Annotated in this window: 20 protein-coding genes, 1 tRNA gene and 1 pseudogene; all 22 read right to left on the bottom strand. The window is 38.3% G+C overall.

The annotated features are described in order from the left end of the window. Positions 1 to 188 precede the first annotated feature (188 nt). Entirely contained in the window at positions 189 to 755 is a 567-nt protein-coding gene (locus QZR70_RS05235) for an ANTAR domain-containing response regulator (protein ID WP_295232002.1), read from the bottom strand. Then, complete coding sequence (locus QZR70_RS05240; protein ID WP_295793576.1) at positions 756 to 2,144, bottom strand: sensor histidine kinase; 1,389 nt, start codon at positions 2,142 to 2,144, stop codon at positions 756 to 758. It abuts the gene before it with no gap. A 2-nt stretch (positions 2,145 to 2,146) separates the two neighbouring features. After that, on the bottom strand, positions 2,147 to 3,178 hold the full coding sequence (tsaD, locus tag QZR70_RS05245) for a tRNA (adenosine(37)-N6)-threonylcarbamoyltransferase complex transferase subunit TsaD (RefSeq protein WP_295793577.1): 1,032 nt from the start codon (positions 3,176 to 3,178) through the stop codon (positions 2,147 to 2,149). Beyond that, a complete protein-coding gene (gene rimI, locus QZR70_RS05250) occupies positions 3,175 to 3,624 on the bottom strand; it encodes a ribosomal protein S18-alanine N-acetyltransferase (RefSeq protein WP_295793578.1) in 450 nt (149 codons plus the stop codon). The genes tsaD and rimI overlap by 4 nt, the downstream gene beginning before the upstream one ends. Then, positions 3,624 to 4,382, bottom strand: coding sequence for a tRNA (adenosine(37)-N6)-threonylcarbamoyltransferase complex dimerization subunit type 1 TsaB (tsaB, locus tag QZR70_RS05255; protein WP_295793580.1), 759 nt, complete (start codon positions 4,380 to 4,382; stop codon positions 3,624 to 3,626). The genes rimI and tsaB overlap by 1 nt, the downstream gene beginning before the upstream one ends. After that, positions 4,366 to 4,860, bottom strand: coding sequence for a tRNA (adenosine(37)-N6)-threonylcarbamoyltransferase complex ATPase subunit type 1 TsaE (gene tsaE, locus QZR70_RS05260; RefSeq protein ID WP_295232014.1), 495 nt, complete (start codon positions 4,858 to 4,860; stop codon positions 4,366 to 4,368). Before tsaE ends, tsaB begins: the two co-directional genes overlap by 17 nt. Beyond that, complete coding sequence (gene thiL / locus QZR70_RS05265; protein ID WP_105089282.1) at positions 4,850 to 5,830, bottom strand: thiamine-phosphate kinase; 981 nt, start codon at positions 5,828 to 5,830, stop codon at positions 4,850 to 4,852. Before thiL ends, tsaE begins: the two co-directional genes overlap by 11 nt. Before the next feature lie 114 nt (positions 5,831 to 5,944). After that, positions 5,945 to 6,505 (bottom strand): GerMN domain-containing protein, encoded by a 561-nt coding sequence (locus QZR70_RS05270; RefSeq protein ID WP_295232966.1) that lies wholly within the window; start codon positions 6,503 to 6,505, stop codon positions 5,945 to 5,947. Positions 6,506 to 6,508: 3 nt separating this feature from the next. Further along, complete coding sequence (locus QZR70_RS05275; RefSeq protein ID WP_105089284.1) at positions 6,509 to 7,606, bottom strand: N-acetylmuramoyl-L-alanine amidase; 1,098 nt, start codon at positions 7,604 to 7,606, stop codon at positions 6,509 to 6,511. Positions 7,607 to 7,851: 245 nt separating this feature from the next. After that, positions 7,852 to 8,796, bottom strand: a complete 945-nt coding sequence (locus QZR70_RS05280) for a ComEC/Rec2 family competence protein (RefSeq protein ID WP_295793583.1) — start codon at positions 8,794 to 8,796, stop codon at positions 7,852 to 7,854. A 2-nt stretch (positions 8,797 to 8,798) separates the two neighbouring features. Continuing rightward, positions 8,799 to 10,370 (bottom strand): NAD(P)H-hydrate dehydratase, encoded by a 1,572-nt coding sequence (locus QZR70_RS05285; RefSeq protein ID WP_295793585.1) that lies wholly within the window; start codon positions 10,368 to 10,370, stop codon positions 8,799 to 8,801. 1 nt (position 10,371) lies between these two features. Beyond that, positions 10,372 to 10,743 (bottom strand): holo-ACP synthase, encoded by a 372-nt coding sequence (acpS, locus tag QZR70_RS05290; protein WP_295793586.1) that lies wholly within the window; start codon positions 10,741 to 10,743, stop codon positions 10,372 to 10,374. 68 nt (positions 10,744 to 10,811) lie between these two features. Further along, a complete protein-coding gene (locus tag QZR70_RS05295) occupies positions 10,812 to 11,603 on the bottom strand; it encodes a hypothetical protein (RefSeq protein WP_295793588.1) in 792 nt (263 codons plus the stop codon). Positions 11,604 to 11,705: 102 nt separating this feature from the next. Continuing rightward, positions 11,706 to 11,789 (bottom strand) — tRNA-Leu (locus tag QZR70_RS05300). A gap of 54 nt (positions 11,790 to 11,843) precedes the next feature. Then, positions 11,844 to 12,605, bottom strand: a complete 762-nt coding sequence (gene surE / locus QZR70_RS05305; RefSeq protein WP_295793590.1) for a 5'/3'-nucleotidase SurE — start codon at positions 12,603 to 12,605, stop codon at positions 11,844 to 11,846. Between the two features lie 17 nt (positions 12,606 to 12,622). Next, the gene (locus QZR70_RS05310; protein ID WP_295793591.1) at positions 12,623 to 13,885 is read right to left on the bottom strand and encodes a glycosyltransferase family 2 protein; all 1,263 of its coding nucleotides are present in this window, start codon (positions 13,883 to 13,885) and stop codon (positions 12,623 to 12,625) included. A gap of 19 nt (positions 13,886 to 13,904) precedes the next feature. Further along, positions 13,905 to 14,576: a CDP-diacylglycerol--serine O-phosphatidyltransferase gene (pssA, locus tag QZR70_RS05315; protein WP_005386341.1), complete on the bottom strand. Its 672-nt coding sequence runs from the start codon at positions 14,574 to 14,576 to the stop codon at positions 13,905 to 13,907. Continuing rightward, complete coding sequence (locus QZR70_RS05320; protein ID WP_005386340.1) at positions 14,569 to 15,210, bottom strand: phosphatidylserine decarboxylase family protein; 642 nt, start codon at positions 15,208 to 15,210, stop codon at positions 14,569 to 14,571. Before QZR70_RS05320 ends, pssA begins: the two co-directional genes overlap by 8 nt. A 14-nt stretch (positions 15,211 to 15,224) precedes the next feature. Continuing rightward, positions 15,225 to 15,947, bottom strand: coding sequence for a WecB/TagA/CpsF family glycosyltransferase (locus QZR70_RS05325; RefSeq protein WP_105089290.1), 723 nt, complete (start codon positions 15,945 to 15,947; stop codon positions 15,225 to 15,227). Positions 15,948 to 15,962: 15 nt separating this feature from the next. Continuing rightward, entirely contained in the window at positions 15,963 to 17,417 is a 1,455-nt protein-coding gene (gene guaB, locus QZR70_RS05330) for an IMP dehydrogenase (RefSeq protein ID WP_295793592.1), read from the bottom strand. A 76-nt stretch (positions 17,418 to 17,493) separates the two neighbouring features. Beyond that, positions 17,494 to 17,679 carry a 4-oxalocrotonate tautomerase gene (locus QZR70_RS05335; protein WP_105089292.1) on the bottom strand — a complete coding sequence of 62 codons (186 nt, stop codon included), beginning with the start codon at positions 17,677 to 17,679 and terminating at the stop codon, positions 17,494 to 17,496. Positions 17,680 to 17,810: 131 nt separating this feature from the next. Further along, positions 17,811 to 18,440 (bottom strand): annotated as a pseudogene (locus QZR70_RS05340) (helicase-related protein); the annotation flags it as partial. Between the last annotated feature and the right edge of the window lie 56 nt (positions 18,441 to 18,496).

The raw sequence follows: 18,496 nt of genomic DNA on the forward strand, positions 1-18,496 counted from the left end.
CATTGACATTGAACCTCCTATGTTGAAATGTTGTGGTTGCCAGACCAACTTCATTCTATCACTAGGAGGTTCTTTCCTTTTCTCTAAGAATTTTTTATCGACCCCCAGTTTAACTGGGGGTTTAGTCATGCCTATTCGGCGTACAAAAAAAACTAGTATAAGTTTTATCCTTATACTAGTCTTTTCATCTATTTAGAAACTTGATTAATTAATGCCTTACAGATATTAACAATACTATCACGTTTCTTCATACTTAGGGCACGAATGCGATTGTACGCTTCCTCTTCAGATAAAGAGTATAGCTCCATCAATATACCGGTAGCCTTTTGAATGATTTTACGATCTTCTAATGACTGTTCTAATTCTGCCATTTTTTCACGTAGCTGAGCATCACTATGATAACGGCCTAATGCCATTTCTAAGGTGGGAACTAATTGCTCTTCACGTACAGGTTTTATTAAATAGCCATATACGCCAGATTCTCTAGCCTTATCAATTAAATCCTGTTGACTATAGCTTGTTAATAGTACGACTGGTGCTTCATGGTGAAAGCCAATTTGACGTGCTGCTTCGATGCCATCTAACTCCGGCATTTTTACATCCATTAGAACAATATCAGGCTTATATTTTTTACAAAGCTTAATGGCTTCCACTCCATTAGTGCCTTCTGCTACAACTTCATGACCACAGGATTCAATAATATCGCGTAGATCCATACGTATAAGGGATTCATCATCCACTATTAAAACGCGCATTTACTTCTCCTTCTTCATATGTATTGTTACTAGTACACCAACATCTGTATTTTCTACAGATAGTTTACCTTTTAACTCATGGGTAACTAAATTATTAATGATAGTTAGTCCTAATCGCTTGTTAGAATTAATAGAAAACTCTGGAGGCAACCCTTTACCCGTATCAGAAAAAGCTAATACAATATATTCCTCTGAATCTGTAACAGCTAAACGAATCTCTCCATTTTTACCATCTAAGCCATGTTCAAGGCTATTGGTAATTAGCTCATTAATTATGAGGGATACATAACTTGCCATATGAGAGGATATCAACATATCCTCTCCACTATAGGTAAACGTAACATCTTGGTCTTGTCGAACCATACTCATACGCAATAAGCGACATAGCTCGTCATAAATTGATCGGATACCTATATAATCCTCGTCATAATGGGATACAATATCGTGAACTAATGCCATACTTTCAATACGATTTATTCCCTCTTGCAAGGCTTGTTTAACCTCCGGCAAGCTAGAACGTCTAGCCTCCATACGCAACAATCCAGCTACGGTTTGTAAATTATTTTTTACACGATGATGAACCTCTTTAATAATCGAGTTCTTTACCAATAACTCTTGTTGCTGTTTACTTTCACGGGTACAATCGTGAAGCACGAGGAAACAACGGGTTTCATTACGCCCCATAGCAATAGGAATCATATGTTGACGAATGACCATATCTTGATAGATCTCTTCACTAGTATATATTGTTCTATCATCTAACACTTGTTGGATGGCTGAAACTTTTAAGGTACTGCTATAAATTGATGAGCCCACAAGTCGTCGGTCAAATCCTAGCAAATCTACTAGTTGTACTGCAGATTCATTACCATAGAGAATTTTATGAGAATCATCAAAGATGATTAAACCGTCAAAATATGATATAGGTTCGTACGATTGTATTTGCTCATCCGTAGCAGTCAGCATAAGCCGTTGCATCGTATCTGACAAGGTATACTCTTGCTCATATTGCTCTATCTTAATAGACGGAGACACGGTAAAAGCAATTCCCCCAATAATACGCCCACCATTGTCTACAACAGGAAAAACATGTTGTCGTTGATCATGTTCTACCCCTATAAGAGGCTGTCCATTTTCCATCATAGAATGCCATGTATTATTCCCTCTTAACTGTCGAGTAATAACACCTTGCTCACTTCGTTCAATACACAGCATATCAGCACGATGATGCATTATACCTTGTGAGGACTCTAGAAGGGGTGTAAAAATCTGTATCCTTTGACGGGTCAATGACTCGCCAAAGGATATAAGTTTACTAATATGCTCTAGTAATGAGGTTTGTAAAGGACCTAATGGTGTTGTATTTAAAATATCTTGACCGATATCCACGATTAATCCTCTTTCCAAGATACATGACCAATTTCAACACTTGGTTTTGCATTCAATGTTAAATCTGCGAATTTACCAGCTTGGGCCATATAATAAGCGCGACAACCAATCATCGCCGCATTATCAGTGGACAAAATTTTATGAGGCTTGTAATATGTAAAATCTTCTTTTTCGCACATCTTTTGCAATGCCGCTTGTAAACCTTTATTAGCAGAAACGCCACCAGCTATGGTAATACGAGTTTCACCCAATGTATGCGCTGCATCTCGTGTTTTCTCAACTAATACATCCACAATCGCCTTTTGGAAGGACGCTGCAACGTCTGCTTGATTTATAGGTTCATTCTTTTGCTGCTTACTATTTAAATAGTTTAACACCGCAGATTTCAAGCCACTAAAACTGAATTCGAAATTACCAGGCTCACTCAAAGCCTTTGGAAATTCAATAGCATCTGGATTGCCTTGAATTGCGAGGGCATCGATATGAGGGCCACCTGGGTATGGGAACCCCATAACACGAGCAATTTTATCAAATGCTTCCCCCGCTGCATCATCCCGAGTCTGTCCAAGGATATCAAACTCTTCATAGCCTTTTACATGCACTAACATGGTATGACCACCAGACACAACAAGACTCAAAAATGGAGGCTCCAATTCCGGATTAGCTAAGAAATTAGCAAAAATATGACCTTCCATATGGTGAACTGGAACCAAAGGAATACCTGTAGCAAAGGATAATCCCTTCGCAGCAGCTACACCAACCAATAATGCGCCTACAAGGCCTGGACCGTAGGTAACACCAATATGGTCGATATCTTGTAACGTCACATTTGCATCGCGCAGAGCTTGATCTATGACAGGTATGACTTGTTCTATATGATGGCGTGATGCAATTTCAGGTACAACACCACCAAATTTTCTATGAATAGGCACTTGGCTAGAAATTACATTAGATAAAACAGTACGCCCATCCTTTAGGACGGATGCAGATGTTTCATCGCAACTACTTTCCAAGGCTAATGTGTAAATACTCATTCTATTTCCTCTGAAACGAGAGACATAATATAAGCATCCTCTTTTGGCTCTGAATAATAATCTTTGCGAATTCCCTTAACAGTAAATCCTAGATTTCTATACATTGCCAAGGCAGGTAAATTAGATATGCGTACCTCCAAGAAGATTTCATGCATCCCTCTATTCAAACATTCTTCTATTAATTCTTTAGTAAGTTTTGAGCCATATCCCTTACCACGGGCGGAAGGTAGAATGGCGATATTCGTAATCTGTCCTTCATCGTATACGAGCCAAGCACCCGCATAGCCCACAATATGCTCATCTTCACAAATAACCATATATAGCTTATTATGGGCCCCTTCAAGTTCAGCAAGTACAGATTCTAAGCTCCATGGAACAGAAAAGGACTGTTGTTCTATATCATAAATGGCTTGAGCATCATCTACCGTAGCTAACCGAATCTCCATTATTCTACTCCTGCCGCTTCGGTGACAACAACCGTAGGATTTTGGTTTAACATGTCTGGATTATCCTTGTGTCGTTCCTCCCATAAAACCTCTGCTTCAGAGCGACGGATATAATAAGGCACCATATCCATTGGATCACATATCTCTTCACAGATAACTAAGTCTCGTCCCGCTAAAAGTAAAGAACTGGCTTTGGGAATGCGTTGTGAAATATCAAGAATAGTCAAATTAGTATCGTTTTCGTCTAAAAGCTTTTCAATACGCTTGATACCATCACCTAAGAATAAGACCTCTTCCTTAGTTTCTCGGAACTTTTCTAATAAATCACTAACCGCAATAACAAACGGTTCCTCTTTACATACTAGCTCATTGTTTTCATATCGATATAGACCTGCATATACATGCTTTTTCTGAGCATCGATTACAGTACAGATAGTTCTATTTGTATATGAAACATTATGAGCCAAACTATCCATGGTCATCACACCGTACAATGGAATTTGTAAGGCATAAGCCATAGCTTTTGCAGTCCCCATACCTATACGCAATCCCGTAAATGAACCAGGACCAATGCTAACTATAATACCTTTTAGTTCATTCTTTTTTACTTGTGAGGCTCGCAACAACATGTCGATGTGAGGTATTAGCTGCTCAGAATGAGTTAATCCCGCTTGAATGGTTAGTTCACCAATCAAGTTTGTTTCATCCATTAAGGCCACACTCGATACGAGCGAACTTGTCTCAATTCCCAACCACATATGGGCCTCCTATATCTACTAAATCATCTTTTGTAAGATAATCACTACTTAACGTAATGGATCGGCTTGTATCATCAATACGAGTCAGATATATCCATAATGTTTCATCTGGTAATTCATCAGAAAATTTATCAGCCCACTCCACAATGGATACACAGTCCTCTGTATATTCGTAAAAGCCAATATTTTCTAATTCACTTATATCATCTAATCGATATACATCAAAATGATATAAATGTGTTCTATCAACATCGTAAGTATTCATGATGGCAAACGTAGGGCTAGTAATCTCCTCTGTAACGCCAAACCCTTTCGCAATGCCTTGGGATAGATGTGTTTTTCCGGTCCCCAAATCACCAATTAAGGCAATACATAAAGGGTCACCACTTTGTTTGACCCATTTGCCTAATAATTGTCCAAATTGTTGTGTATCTTCAACTGTATGAGTCTCTAATTGAACCTGTGCCTTATGATTCATGAAAATGATTATATCCTTTCGCTTCTATGGTCTTAATCGTTTTATCCGGTGTTACCATCTGCACCTGAGCTGATCCAGATACAACTTCACCAATTATTGTAATGCCTGCTAAATTCTCTAATTTAGGAAGCAATGATTTAGGAGCCGTAAATACTAGTTGAAAGTCCTCGCCACCATACAATGCATAATCTACTGGATTAGTCTGCAAATACTTAGCTAATTCATAAGTCTCCTCATGTAGTGGAATAGCTTTTTCCTCTATGACAATAGATACATTGCTAGCCGATGCAATTTCATTTAATTCACTACCGAGACCATCACTTATATCATTCATACTATGAATACCTAATTGTCTCAATTGTTGGCCCAATTCTATTTGTGGATCTGGACGTTGATGACCAACCTTGGTCATATGATAACCATCTAAATTATATGATAAGGCGCCCAAACCTGTAGCAGCATAACCTACGTAATTTGTAATACCCACAATATCACCTACTTGCGCACCGCTACGCATAATAGCAGTTCCTTTAGGGACATCACCAATAATTGTTACAGTCCACACCATGGGCCCTTCCGTACGCACCGTATCCCCACCAAGTATATTAAGATGATATTTTGCGCATTGATCTTTTATACCTCTATAAACTTCATCAAGAATAGCCGTATCAACATATTCAGGTGCCGCCACAGATAGCACAATTTGACGAGGAGTACCACCCATAGCAGCAATATCACTCAAATTGGCCGTCATGAGACGATAGCCTACATCATAGGGCTTCATATAGTGAAAGCTAAAGTGAACCCCTTCCACCATCGTATCAGTGCTAATTAATTGATCTGTTTCTTCCTTAGCACTATATACAGCACAATCATCACCAATTCCTGTAATCACAGTACTTGGATCATGTATCGTATTATCTTGAATGTGGCGAATGAAATTAAATTCCCCTACATCTTTTAATTGCATCTCATCACCTGGCTTCCGAGTAGTATACATATTGTATTGTAACATATATAAAAGACAACAAAAATAGCAGATAGTTGATATATCAACTATCTGCTATCAATGAGCCTAACTTAATTATTTTTTAATTAGGTTTGTCATCCGTTTAACAGGATCTTTCGTATCAAAGGAACCTACAGTAGTTACCTTTTTACCATTGCTAACGAAGAGAACACCATTAATATTATCAAAGGATGTCAATGTATTTACAATGGCAGCCATTTGTAATTTAACAGTTAAGTCCCCACCATTACCTTTTACGAAAGCGTTATTCACTTCTACAGAAGCAATGCCGTCCTTTACAGTAACGGATGTAATTTCAATATCCTTGGAGAATACTGGATATTTTTGTGCTCTATCAGCTTTTAACATCGCTAGAAGAGCAGCTTTAGGCGTTACTTTGTCCGCCTCCATCTCAACGGTTGATTGTTTTACCCCTGAGCCATCCTCTGTTGGAACAAAGAAGGCCATCTTAACCATTTCTTGAGATGTTTTTGTTGTTTCTGCATCCTTATTGACTTTCGTCTCTTGCACAGGTTCACTTTTACTAGTTGTAGGTGCTTGATTAGGTGTACAACCCGCTGCAAATGCAAGCAAACCTACGCAGAGGATCGACAGAACTTGTTTACGTAATTTCATCGATTAACCTCCAAAGTAACTAGCAATACCATTGGCAATGCGATTTGCAAAGTCTTCTTGTGTTTGAGGAGATTGCAATACACGTTCTTCATTAGGGTTGGAAATAAAACCAAGCTCTACAAGAACTGCAGGCATGTTAGAATGTCTCAACACATATAAGTTACCTTCTTGAATGCCACGGTCACCATTGAAACCTGGAACGCTAGCAATTTGAGATTGTACCTTTTGTGCTAATCGAGCATCATTGCCTGTTTTACTATAGTAGTATGTTGCAATACCACCAACACTTGGGTTGTTGAATGCGTTAATATGCACACTGATGAGCGCATCAGAATTGCTACGGTTTGCTACGTTAACACGAGCACCCAATTCATCAACACCACTTGCATTAGGACCGTATACGTCTACGTCTGTAGTACGAGTCATAAGCACTTTAGCGCCACGATTTTCTAGAGCTTTTTTCAAGTACATAGAAATCGGTAGTGTAATATTTTTCTCTTGTACACCATGCGGCCCAACGGCACCAGAGTCACTACCACCATGACCTGGGTCAATCGTAATTGTTTTACCAGATAGACCACCGCTAATAGAATAATTACCGGATCCTGTTGGCATATTTTTCGCAGGATGTGCAGAAGGAGATGGACGTTTGCCATAATAAGCAGGTTTAGGTGCCACACCTTTTTTCTGTACATCTACAACGATGCGATACGGTTTCTGATTAACCGTATCTTTCTTTAGGGAAAATACCTTTACATCACTCGTATCGATAGATGAAGGTGTCTTGATTGTTACCTTCACATCTCTGCCATCTTCTGTGAGTCTAGCAGAACTAGCTATGCTAGAGTCCATATTGATATTCGCTTTAGCAGTTTTTAGCTTTGTGTTCTTTAAGGTAACAGTCGTCGTTTTCCCATCTTTGCTAATCGATGCAGACGCTTTTACCGGTGCTGACAAATCCATAACCATACGAACATATGGTACCGGTGCATCAGTTCGTGTCACCCATCGAGCATCTTCAAGATTAGCTGCCTTTGCTTGAGTCAAGAATAGTGGTATCGCCATCAAGACAGCAAGGCACATAAAAAATAGTTTACGCAATACATTCACTCCAATCTAACTGACATACGTAGTGTCCAAACCATAGAGATGAGTCGATGATATCTTTGTGAATCAAAGTCTCATCGTTCCAATCTATCCATAAACTAATGTTAGATTATAGATAGATTATTTCATACAAACATGAAGATTAGTATGCCGATTATACATATTACTATATAAAGTCTTTATACAGTACACACAAAAATCAGTTGCTTAAAATTAATTTTTGTGCTATGCAATCGATACTAACGTTCAGTTGTAATTTGCCATTCATTCCCATCCGTACTAATGTGAATACGTCCCATCGTATCTGTACGGTAAATGGCAATATTATTTTCCTGCAAACGACGTAATGTTACATCGTGAGGATGACCATAACTATTATACATGCCATTTGAAATTAATGCACTTTCTGGTTTAATAGATTTCAAAAAATCTTCAGAGCTACTTGTGCGAGAACCGTGGTGACCTACCTTAAGAACACGGGCAAACAGTCTAGAGTTCTGCTCTTTTATGAGTTTTTTCTCTTCTTGTAATTCTGCATCACCAGTAAAGAGCATAGAGAATTTACCAAAAATTAACTTACCTACAATAGAGTTATTATTAAGATCTGGCGCTCCTTTTTTATCTGTTAAAGGTTCAGTCCAAGGTGCATATACAACAAATACCGCTCCATGACCAAAATCTACTACATCACCACTACGCAATGTGGATCGTTGGATTTTATTTTTATCAATCCATTTTTCATAGGTTTTATACATATTATTATCAACAGAAATACCATCATCATACACATGTTCAATAGGCATAGCTTTTGCAATAGCATAGAAACCACCCATATGGTCAGCATGAGGATGTGTGATAATTACATTTTTTAGCTTTGTAACACCCATAGATTTTAACTGTGCCACAATGTTCTCACGATGCTCAATGTCACCTGTATCGATCATACTATATTCATCGCCAATCTTGAGCAATATGGCATCGCCTTGACCAATATCAAGCATATATACATCTAGATGACCTTCAGGATTTGTTTGTTTCGTATCAATGGAATAGCCTTCATTTACACTAGTGCTATTCTGAGATGCTGCATTAGCTACATCTTTATTCGTGCATCCCGCAATGGCAAAGATAGGAATACATAGCACCAATAAAAAGGCTATAAAACGCTGTATTTTATTTGTCATTCTTATTCTCCCAATAATTCACTAATGACACAACCTATCGATGTACTTACATCACTAGGTGTATACCCCCAAGTTTTAGTATCACTTAGTATATCTGCACTGCGGCTATGTACATAGACGCCTAAAATGGCACCATCTTGTAAGGAATAACCTTGGCTAATAAAACCTGCAATAATACCTGTTAACACATCCCCCATACCGCCAGTTCCCATACCTGCATTTCCGATAGTATTAACATATACCGTACCATCAGGTAGTGCCACAACAGAAGGAATTCCCTTAAGTACTAACACTACTTGATGAGCCTTAGCAAATGCTCGAGCCAGTGTAATATAATGACGTTCAATCCATTTTATTGGCAAATCTATAAGTCTACTAAATTCACCTAAATGAGGCGTCATTACACAGTATGGCAGATTTTTTTGCATCTTATATACGGACTCAATATGGCCATCACGTAAAGCATCTTTATCGACAGAACCTACATGGCCTAATGCATATAGCGCATCTGCATCAATGACGAGAGCGCCTTCACAGGAATCAATAGCTTGATTTACTACATCTGGAATATCTGTAGTGCGCCCCAAACCTGGCCCAATAGCAACTACTTGACGTCCGTCATAAAGGGATTCATTTTCATCGATAGATGTTACCATTACTTCCGGTATGATACGTCCTTGTACTGCCCGTTTAATTATCTCAGGAACACATAATGTAACTTTACCAGCACCACTATGAACAGCAGCTTCTGCACTTAACATAGGGGCTCCCACCATATCACTAGATCCACCGACGATTAATGTATTCCCATTTACACCTTTGTGTGCCATAGGAACCCGATAATTGATTAACGTTTCTGCTAAATCCGAATCAATCGTTATAGTACTATCTCGATCAACTAATACGTGTTGCCAAGGTGCTCCTAGCGGTGCAACAATAGCTGTGCCCCCTATGGCCTTACCAGGATATAACAATAAACCTTGTTTAATAGCCCCAAAGGTAACCGTATAATCATAAGTCAATGTTCCCTCTGAAATTTGACCAGAAGAAGCATCTAGCCCTGCAGGTACATCAATAGCCAACAAATCAAAATTATATTGACTACGCATAGTATCAATATCATGCAAAACATCGATGGTTAAGTCCCGCAATCGGCCTGTTAAGCCTGTGCCCATAATACCTTCTACAGCAATAGCTACATTAGACCAATCATTGAATTCGTCATACATATCAATGATACAACCCATAGCTTCACATCGCTCAAGTTGCACGGCAAAGAGGTCACTACACTTGCTCGTATCACCGACAAGTACAATTTGTACAGGTACGCCTTGTTCTAATAGATGACGAGCGGCTACAAGTCCATCTGCCCCATTATTTCCTGTACCACAGATAAATAGCACAAAACTATTAATTGAACGTGCATTATCTAAGGAAAATAAGTCATATTGTCCCCATAAAGCATCTACAATGCCACGTCCTGCATTTTCCATTAGAATTTCCAAAGAAACACCTAACTGCTTAGGTACCTCTTGATCTATATATCGAGCATCTTCAGTTGTTAATATTTGCATCTTATGCTCCTTCAAGTATAACCGTGCTCATTGCATATTCTTTGCAATGGCTAATCGACACATGTATATCAGTATAACCTAATGTTTCATAGATCTCTTTGAAAGTATCTTGTAGACGAATTAAGGGGGCCCCCAATTCATCATGATAAATTTCTATATCTTGCCATGAACCATGGCGCATTCCCGTTCCTAATGCTTTAATGAAAGCCTCTTTAGCAGCATATATACCAGCATAAGACTCATAACGCCCTTTCTTTCGGCTTTCACAATAATCAATCTCATGAGATGTATACACCCGATCACGAAATGATTTAGATTTCTCTATAGCACAACGGATACGGTCAATTTCAATAATATCATTCCCTAATTTCATAATATCTCCTAAATTACCTTAACATTTATATTATACACTCTTAAAGTGGATAAAAATATAGATAAAATCTAGGCATTTACTGAGAATGGTAACGTAGCTAGGCTATATATTTCTACCTTACCTTTGCGATTAACGGCTACATACATTTGACCATTACGATAATCCATATCTTCTACTTCCATACCCGATGTATAAGGACTTATATTCTTTACTACTCCTTCATCATCGACAAAAACGAATGTCGTTAAGGTTGTAAAAATAGTATTACCATTAGCAGCGTAGGCACCATTATTATTTAAATCGGTATGCTCTGCATCAATCTTATAAGTTTTTACCTTATTAAAACTAGAATCATAGTAGTTAATAGTACGATGAGAATTTGTTAAAGGCACAATCGATACATACTCGTTGCGCTCTTTATCAAAGGCAAAATTGAATACCTTTTCGTTAAATTTAATAGGTGCTTCAACAATCATACTATCTGCTTCAATAGGTGTAACGATATAACCATCTACAACAGCATTAGTCGTATAGTACCGATTATTATTCGGATTATAGGTCAACGTATTCATATGGCCTAATAAACGTTTTTGACTATACTCATACTTAGCAACTACTTGTAGACTTGTGGGATTTATTTCATACATAATTTGTTTTGTATTATCTGAATTTATACAAGCAAGAACAAATACATCTTTTTTAGAGTTATAACAAAAGCCTTGGCACTGATTAACAGAACTATCTAAAGGTATTTCAGCTAATCGTGTTAATGGTAATGGCATTTGAACTGCAGTTACAGGTTGCGCTAGCTTTGGTATATCAAAGACATTAGCAATATAATCAATTACTCCTTGATCCATACTATCACCTCAAGTGAACAAAATGTATATAACTGTATATTAATTCGAAAACATAAATATATAAAAAATAGGCGGTAAGACAAAAGTCTTACCGCCTAAAGTTGGTGCCGGAGGTGGGACTTGAACCCACACGGTGTTACCCGCTTGATTTTGAGTCAAGTGCGTCTGCCATTCCGCCACTCCGGCGTCTCGGAACATTTGTTATTATACAGATATCCCAAAACAATGTCAACACATTTTTTATATTTTTTCTAAAATATTTTTAACCGCTTCCATACCGATATCACATTGTTGCTTCCATGTAAGTGCAACACCAGTAATATATCCCTTTCGCGCATATTCTACATCGGTAGGAACACTTTCAGCACCATAATCAAGCTCGCCTGCTAGCCAGTAATAATCTTGTCCTCTTGAGTTAATACGAGCATCAATAATATTGCTATAAGTTTGTAAACCTTGACTAACCATTTTAAAATGGTCCCAATTACAATCCCCACGCAATGGGAAGTTTACATTTAATAAGCCATCAAATTGACCTTTAACATAAATCTTTTCAATCAATTCATGTATAAAGGGATGCATTTCATCCCCTCGTTCAGAAGAATACCGTTCAACAGATAACGCTAAGCCTGGAATGCCGTAAAAACAACTTTCCATAGCTGCCGACACTGTACCAGAATAAAGTACATCTGACCCCAAGTTAAAACCATGATTAATACCAGAAATCACAAGATCAGGCATATCATCACTTAATAAATAACTAAGACCAAACTTCATGCAATCAGACGGTGTTCCCGTTAGAGCATAAAGGCGAGGATTTTCATCCTCGCCATTGTACGCATCTAATTTTAAAGGAATCTCAGTCGTCAATGCATGGGATTTAGCACTTTGCTCATTGGCAGGTGCTACAACGGTAATTCTATAATATTGACTTAAATACGATGCAAGATGACGTAAACCATCTGCTAAAATACCATCGTCATTACACATTAAAATATGCATAGTCACTCCTACAGATTCTATTTTTTATTCTTATTCATGTTTCCCATACGGGTCAATTTAACGTCATTTAAGCCAACAGCTCGCGTATGAACTGTATGAGACCACACCTTATTATGACGACGGAACCAGCCTAAAATATTTACAGGAATCCAAGAGTATACAAATAATGGATATAGTAAATAATAGAACCAAATCTTTGGTGGTACCTTAATCTTCAATAATACGATAAGTGGGAATAAATATTGCCCAACACCGATAATAGTCCATACAGACATAGGTAAAATTTGATACAAAATGTTTGTATAGATTGGTGTGTAAGCATTGATATAAGACAATACCAAATACACGGTAGTCAACAATAGGAAATATGGTTGACTCACTTGGAAAATACCATCCAAAATCATAATATTACCAGTTTTGATACCAGTAGCAAACAACTTTGGAATGTAACGGCCTGCACAGTCGAACTGACCTTGCGCCCAACGTAAACGCTGTTTACAAGACGCCATCATGGTTGTAACCTTTTCGTCATAAACGATAGCATCATGAGCCCAACACGTGCGAATACCATGAGTTAACAACTTCATGGAGAATTCCATATCCTCAGTCAAGCTATTACAATCCCAACCATATTCACGGATGATAGATGTACGTATACACATACCAGTACCGCCTAATGCTGTAGATAAACCAACGCGGTATTTTGCTAAATGCCACATGTGGTTAACCATCCAAAATGCGATAGAGAATGTACCCGCTACCCATGAGTCCGTAGGGTTTTTAGAATTTAAGTAACCTTGAATAACAGATTCACCTTTTTCAAGATGATCATTCATTTCCAACATGAATTGGGGATGTACTAAATTATCGGCGTCAAAGATAAGAAATGCATCATATTTCCGCTCCATTTGTTCCACGCGATCAAACATCCACCCCATTGCATAGCCTTTACCTACTTCTTCTTTATTGAATCGTTCATGTACATTAGCACCAGCAGCTCTTGCTACATCAGCAGTCTTATCTGTACAGTTATCAGCTACAACAAAGATATCGTATAGCTCATCTGGATAATCTAGACTTCGCAAATTTTTTACTAATTCACCGACTACAGCTTCCTCATTATGAGCACACACAACAATAGCAAAGGAATTTTTTGGGGTATAGTTTTTATGTACTCTAGACCGCCACATACCGATTACGGCAAGTACAAAATAATAAACCGTATAAATTACGATTATTACCTGCATAGGGATCAATATCAGATCCAGTAGGTAATTCATACTATTATCCTCCACACACTTATTTACGCACCATATTTAACGCCCCATTAATAAGGCCAAACACTACATAGCCAGCAAAAATCATTACTGCCCATGTGTGCCAATCATAAACGAGACAAGCTATAACAAAAATAGCAGTGAGTACAATGGAAAGTTTATTAATATTAACCGCAGATTTACCTTTGAAGTCTGGATATTTTACTTCACTAACCATTAAGAAGCCTACACCTATCATACAAACTACTAGTACAAATTGAGGTACCTCTACGCCACACAATACGTAAGTAGCTGCCAAGCAACCTGCTGCTGGAATTGGCAAACCTTCAAAGTAACCATGAACTTCTTCAGTTTTGATGTTAAAGCGAGCAAGACGGAATGCGCCTAATACAGCAAATGCTAGTAAAGGAACATAAGCAATCCAACCTAAACCGTATAGCTCTTTCATATATAACATATAAGCTGGAGCTACACCAAAGCCTACAACATCAGATAAAGAGTCTAATTCACGCCCCATAGGACCTGCTACACCTAATGCTCTCGCTACACGACCATCTAAACCATCAGCGACTAAGGATAATAGTACGCAAATAGCTGCATAGAAAGTATTACCTGTAGCAGAGAATGTGATGCCTAGGACACCGAAGGCTAAATTAGCACTAGTAAATAAATTTGGAATAATAGATTTATTCATGACGCAACCTCCCGATAACAGTGTCACCACCTGTAATATGTTGACCTTTTTCCACGAACAACTCTACATCCTTATCCATGTAGATTTCAGTACAGGAACCGAATTTAATCATCCCGTACAATTGACCGCGTTCAAGCACACTATCAAGATCCGTCCAAGATACTATACGACGCGCTAAAAGGCCCGCAATTTGTGTTACTAATACGGAAGTGCGATCATTTTCAATACAAATCGTATGACGTTCATTTTCAAATCCTACATCATCTTTAAAAGCAGGCAAGAAACTGCCCATTGTGTAATGGCGGTATGTAATTTTACCGTCAATAGGCGCACGATTGGCATGTACGTCGAAAACAGATAAGAAAATAGTTACCTTTTTACATTCTTTATGTAAGTAAATATCTTCGTATACATCAGAAATATCCATAATTTTACCATCTGCTGGAGATAAAATTAAATCTGGATCTTGAGGGATTACACGTTTAGGATTTCTAAAGAAATTGACGAAAAATAATGCCAGAATAAATGAAATAATCGCAATTACATAATGTCCTAAAAATCCTAACACCACAGTGATAATGAGCATAGCCCCTATCAGTGGAAACCCTTCCTTAATTATTGGTCCTGTAGGCACGATTCAACACTCCTCTATTTATTTCTAATAACGGTCCACATAAACTTAGGAATAGCCAACATGCGGCCAATCCGTTGAGGTTCTAAATATAATCGATACAACCATTCGAGACGATTGCGTTGCATCCATTCTGGGGCCCGAGGAATATTACCTGCCAAAACGTCAAAGGAACCACCAATACCAATGGCAACAACGCCATCAAGGTGACTCAATTTTTCTGAAATCCATTGTTCTTGCTTTGGTACGCCTAATGCAACAAACACTAATTTTGCCTTAGACTCCCCAATAGCTTTAACGATTTCTTGTTCCTCTACGCTATCGAAGAATCCATCATGAATCCCTGCAATATTTAATGGTCCAACTTGGGCAGATAAATTATCAATTGCTCGTTGAGCAACACCAGGTGCTGCCCCTAAGCAGTATACAGGAATTTGCTGGTCAGCCGCAACTTTAAATAATCGTTTTGTTACGTCTACCCCCGTTACGCGTTCAGGCACATGTTCGCCTTTACGCTCTGCAGCCCACAAAATGCCAGCCCCGTCAGGAACGACGAGACTAGCATTATTCAATATGGTGTGCAATGTAGGATTTTCATTAGCCAACATAACCATTTCTGCATTAGCCGTGGCTACTAAATGTAGCCCCGGCTCTTCAGTTAATTGCAAAATACGTTGGACTGCCTCATCCATTGTTACACAATCGATAGGCACAGATAAAACAGAAATACGTTTATTCAATGTAATACTCCATTATCAACCACTATAATTTGGTGCTTCAACGGTAATGCTTACATCATGCGGATGACTTTCTTTTAAACCAGCCGCTGTAATTTGAATGAATTGAGTATTTTCAATCATTTCTTGGATGTTATGACATCCGCAATACCCCATACTTGCACGCAAACCACCAACCATTTGGAAAATTGTATCAGCCAACATACCTTTATAAGGTACGCGACCTTCAATACCTTCAGGAACTAATTTCTTAGCTTCTGTTTGGAAATATCGATCTTTACTACCAAGCTTCATAGCCCCTAAGCTACCCATGCCACGGTATACTTTATAGGAACGGCCTTGGTAAATCACTGTTTCCCCTGGGCTTTCATCAGTACCAGCTAAAATATTACCCATCATAACTACATTGGCACCAGCCGCAATAGCTTTGGCAATATCGCCAGAATATTTAATGCCCCCATCAGCGATGATAGGAATTCCATAGCGACGACCTACTTGAGCAGACTCATATACTGCAGTGATTTGAGGTATCCCAATACCTGCGATAACACGTGTTGTACAAATAGAGCCAGGTCCAATACCGACCTTAACAGCATCTGCACCTGCTTCAATAAGAGCCTCTGTACCAGCTGCAGTCGCTACATTACCTGCAATAACAGGAATATGAGGATAAGCTTGTTTAATTTCTTTCAATGTACGAAGTACACCTGCAGAATGACCATGTGCTGTATCTACAATGATTACGTCAGCCTTAGCAGATACAAGTGCATCAAGACGATCATATAAATCTTTAGATACACCAACAGCAGCACCAACTAATAATCGACCACTGCTATCCTTGGCAGAATTTGGATATTTTGTCGCTTTTTCAATATCTTTTATAGTAATTAAGCCTTTTAAGTTTCCATCGCCATCTACGAGAGGTAATTTTTCAATACGATGTTCACTTAAAATTGCTTTTGCCTCTTCAAGAGAAGTACCTTCTGGTGCAGTAACAAGGGAATCCTTTGTCATGCAGTCTCCGATTTGGCGAGTTAAATCAGTTTCAAAACGCATATCGCGATTTGTAATGATCCCTACTAGTTTACCATGTTCTGTGATAGGTACACCAGAAATTTTATATTTTCCCATAATTTCTGCTGCATCAGATAGTAAATTTTGAGGACTTAAGAAAATAGGATCAACGATAACACCATGTTCAGAGCGCTTTACCTTATCAACTTCATGGGCTTGTTCTTCAATAGACATATTTTTATGGATAACGCCAAGGCCACCTTCACGAGCCATAGCAATAGCCATACGGGATTCAGTAACTGTATCCATCCCAGAACTAATCATAGGGATATTTAACGTAATGTCACGAGTTAATTGAGTTTTTAACTCTACTTGATGTGGTAGCACATCAGAAGCCGCTGGTACTAATAAAACATCATCAAAAGTTAGTCCACGCATACCGAATTTATCGTCTCTCATATTTAATTCCTTTCCGTATAATAAAACAAAACTACGACCCGCCTAGTCCATATTGGACTAGGCGGTCAGTCGTAGCTTAGCGTTCAGACCGCAAAATGCCGCCTTCCATATAATCATCTTTTTTCATATCTACGAAGATAACTTTTACTGCGTCAGCAGGTACATTAACGATATCAACCGCAGCTTTAGTGATAGCTTCACCTAATTGTTTTTTTTGTTCTTTTGTGCGCCCTTCAACGAGCTCTACATGAATAAGTGGCATATTGACCTCCATAGATGAAAATGAAATAAATTTGTTTGTTCTATTATACGGTATGAGGAACAGATACACAAGGGAAAAACCTAGATAAAACCTAATATTATCGCTACTTATGTACTTATTATTCCTACCTCTTAATTATACAATATTCTAAGAAATTTTTCACCAAATCTTTTTTCTAATTCTTCTTTCATTACAGATTCAAGTTTTTCCATCCCATGGTGACTTGCAAAATCTAATACATCCTTGCGAGCCTGTACCAATATTTCAATATCTTTAATAATATTGGCAACCCGTAAATCAGGTAATCCTGATTGGGCTAAGCCAAATAATTGACCAGAACCACGCAATAATAAGTCTTGTTCGGCAAGTTCAAAACCATCCTGTGTCTGTTCCATCAATTTTAAACGCTCTTGGCTTACATCATTTTTTGAATCACTTACAAGAATACAATAGGATTGATGAGATCCACGGCCTACACGGCCACGCAACTGGTGCAATTGAGATAGACCAAATCGCTCTGCCCCTTCAATGCACATAATGGTCGCATTAGGCACATTGACACCGACCTCAATAACGGTAGTAGAAACGAGTAATGAAATCTCACCTTTATGAAAGGCATTCATCACTTCATCCTTTTCACTTGGTTTCATACGACCGTGTACAAGGCCAACTTCATAAGCCTTGTAAAAGTACTCTTTTAACTCTAGATACAGTTCTTCTGCTGCCTGTAAGTCTAATTTTTCAGACTCTTCGACGAGTGGATATCTAATATTGCTAATATATTATTCGTTTCTTGCATAATCGTTGGGATAATAAT

The sequence above is a fragment of the uncultured Veillonella sp. genome, assembly GCF_900545205.1.
Lineage (GTDB): Bacteria > Bacillota > Negativicutes > Veillonellales > Veillonellaceae > Veillonella.

Coding starts and splice junctions, on each gene's coding strand:
- tsaE (WP_295232014.1), bottom strand. CDS start 4,860: ATGAATCATAAGGCACAGGTTCAATTAGAGACTCATACAGTTGAAGAT.
- acpS (WP_295793586.1), bottom strand. CDS start 10,743: ATGAAATTAGGGAATGATATTATTGAAATTGACCGTATCCGTTGTGCT.
- QZR70_RS05280 (WP_295793583.1), bottom strand. CDS start 8,796: ATGACAAATAAAATACAGCGTTTTATAGCCTTTTTATTGGTGCTATGT.
- QZR70_RS05295 (WP_295793588.1), bottom strand. CDS start 11,603: ATGGATCAAGGAGTAATTGATTATATTGCTAATGTCTTTGATATACCA.
- pssA (WP_005386341.1), bottom strand. CDS start 14,576: ATGAATAAATCTATTATTCCAAATTTATTTACTAGTGCTAATTTAGCC.
- QZR70_RS05285 (WP_295793585.1), bottom strand. CDS start 10,370: ATGCAAATATTAACAACTGAAGATGCTCGATATATAGATCAAGAGGTA.
- surE (WP_295793590.1), bottom strand. CDS start 12,605: ATGCATATTTTAATGTGTAATGACGATGGTATTTTAGCAGATGGTTTA.
- guaB (WP_295793592.1), bottom strand. CDS start 17,417: ATGAGAGACGATAAATTCGGTATGCGTGGACTAACTTTTGATGATGTT.
- QZR70_RS05310 (WP_295793591.1), bottom strand. CDS start 13,885: ATGAATTACCTACTGGATCTGATATTGATCCCTATGCAGGTAATAATC.
- QZR70_RS05335 (WP_105089292.1), bottom strand. CDS start 17,679: ATGCCACTTATTCATGTAGAGCTCGTTGAAGGGCGCACAAAAGAACAA.
- QZR70_RS05235 (WP_295232002.1), bottom strand. CDS start 755: ATGCGCGTTTTAATAGTGGATGATGAATCCCTTATACGTATGGATCTA.
- tsaD (WP_295793577.1), bottom strand. CDS start 3,178: ATGAGTATTTACACATTAGCCTTGGAAAGTAGTTGCGATGAAACATCT.
- rimI (WP_295793578.1), bottom strand. CDS start 3,624: ATGGAGATTCGGTTAGCTACGGTAGATGATGCTCAAGCCATTTATGAT.
- QZR70_RS05270 (WP_295232966.1), bottom strand. CDS start 6,505: ATGAAATTACGTAAACAAGTTCTGTCGATCCTCTGCGTAGGTTTGCTT.
- thiL (WP_105089282.1), bottom strand. CDS start 5,830: ATGCAATTAAAAGATGTAGGGGAATTTAATTTCATTCGCCACATTCAA.
- tsaB (WP_295793580.1), bottom strand. CDS start 4,382: ATGTGGTTGGGAATTGAGACAAGTTCGCTCGTATCGAGTGTGGCCTTA.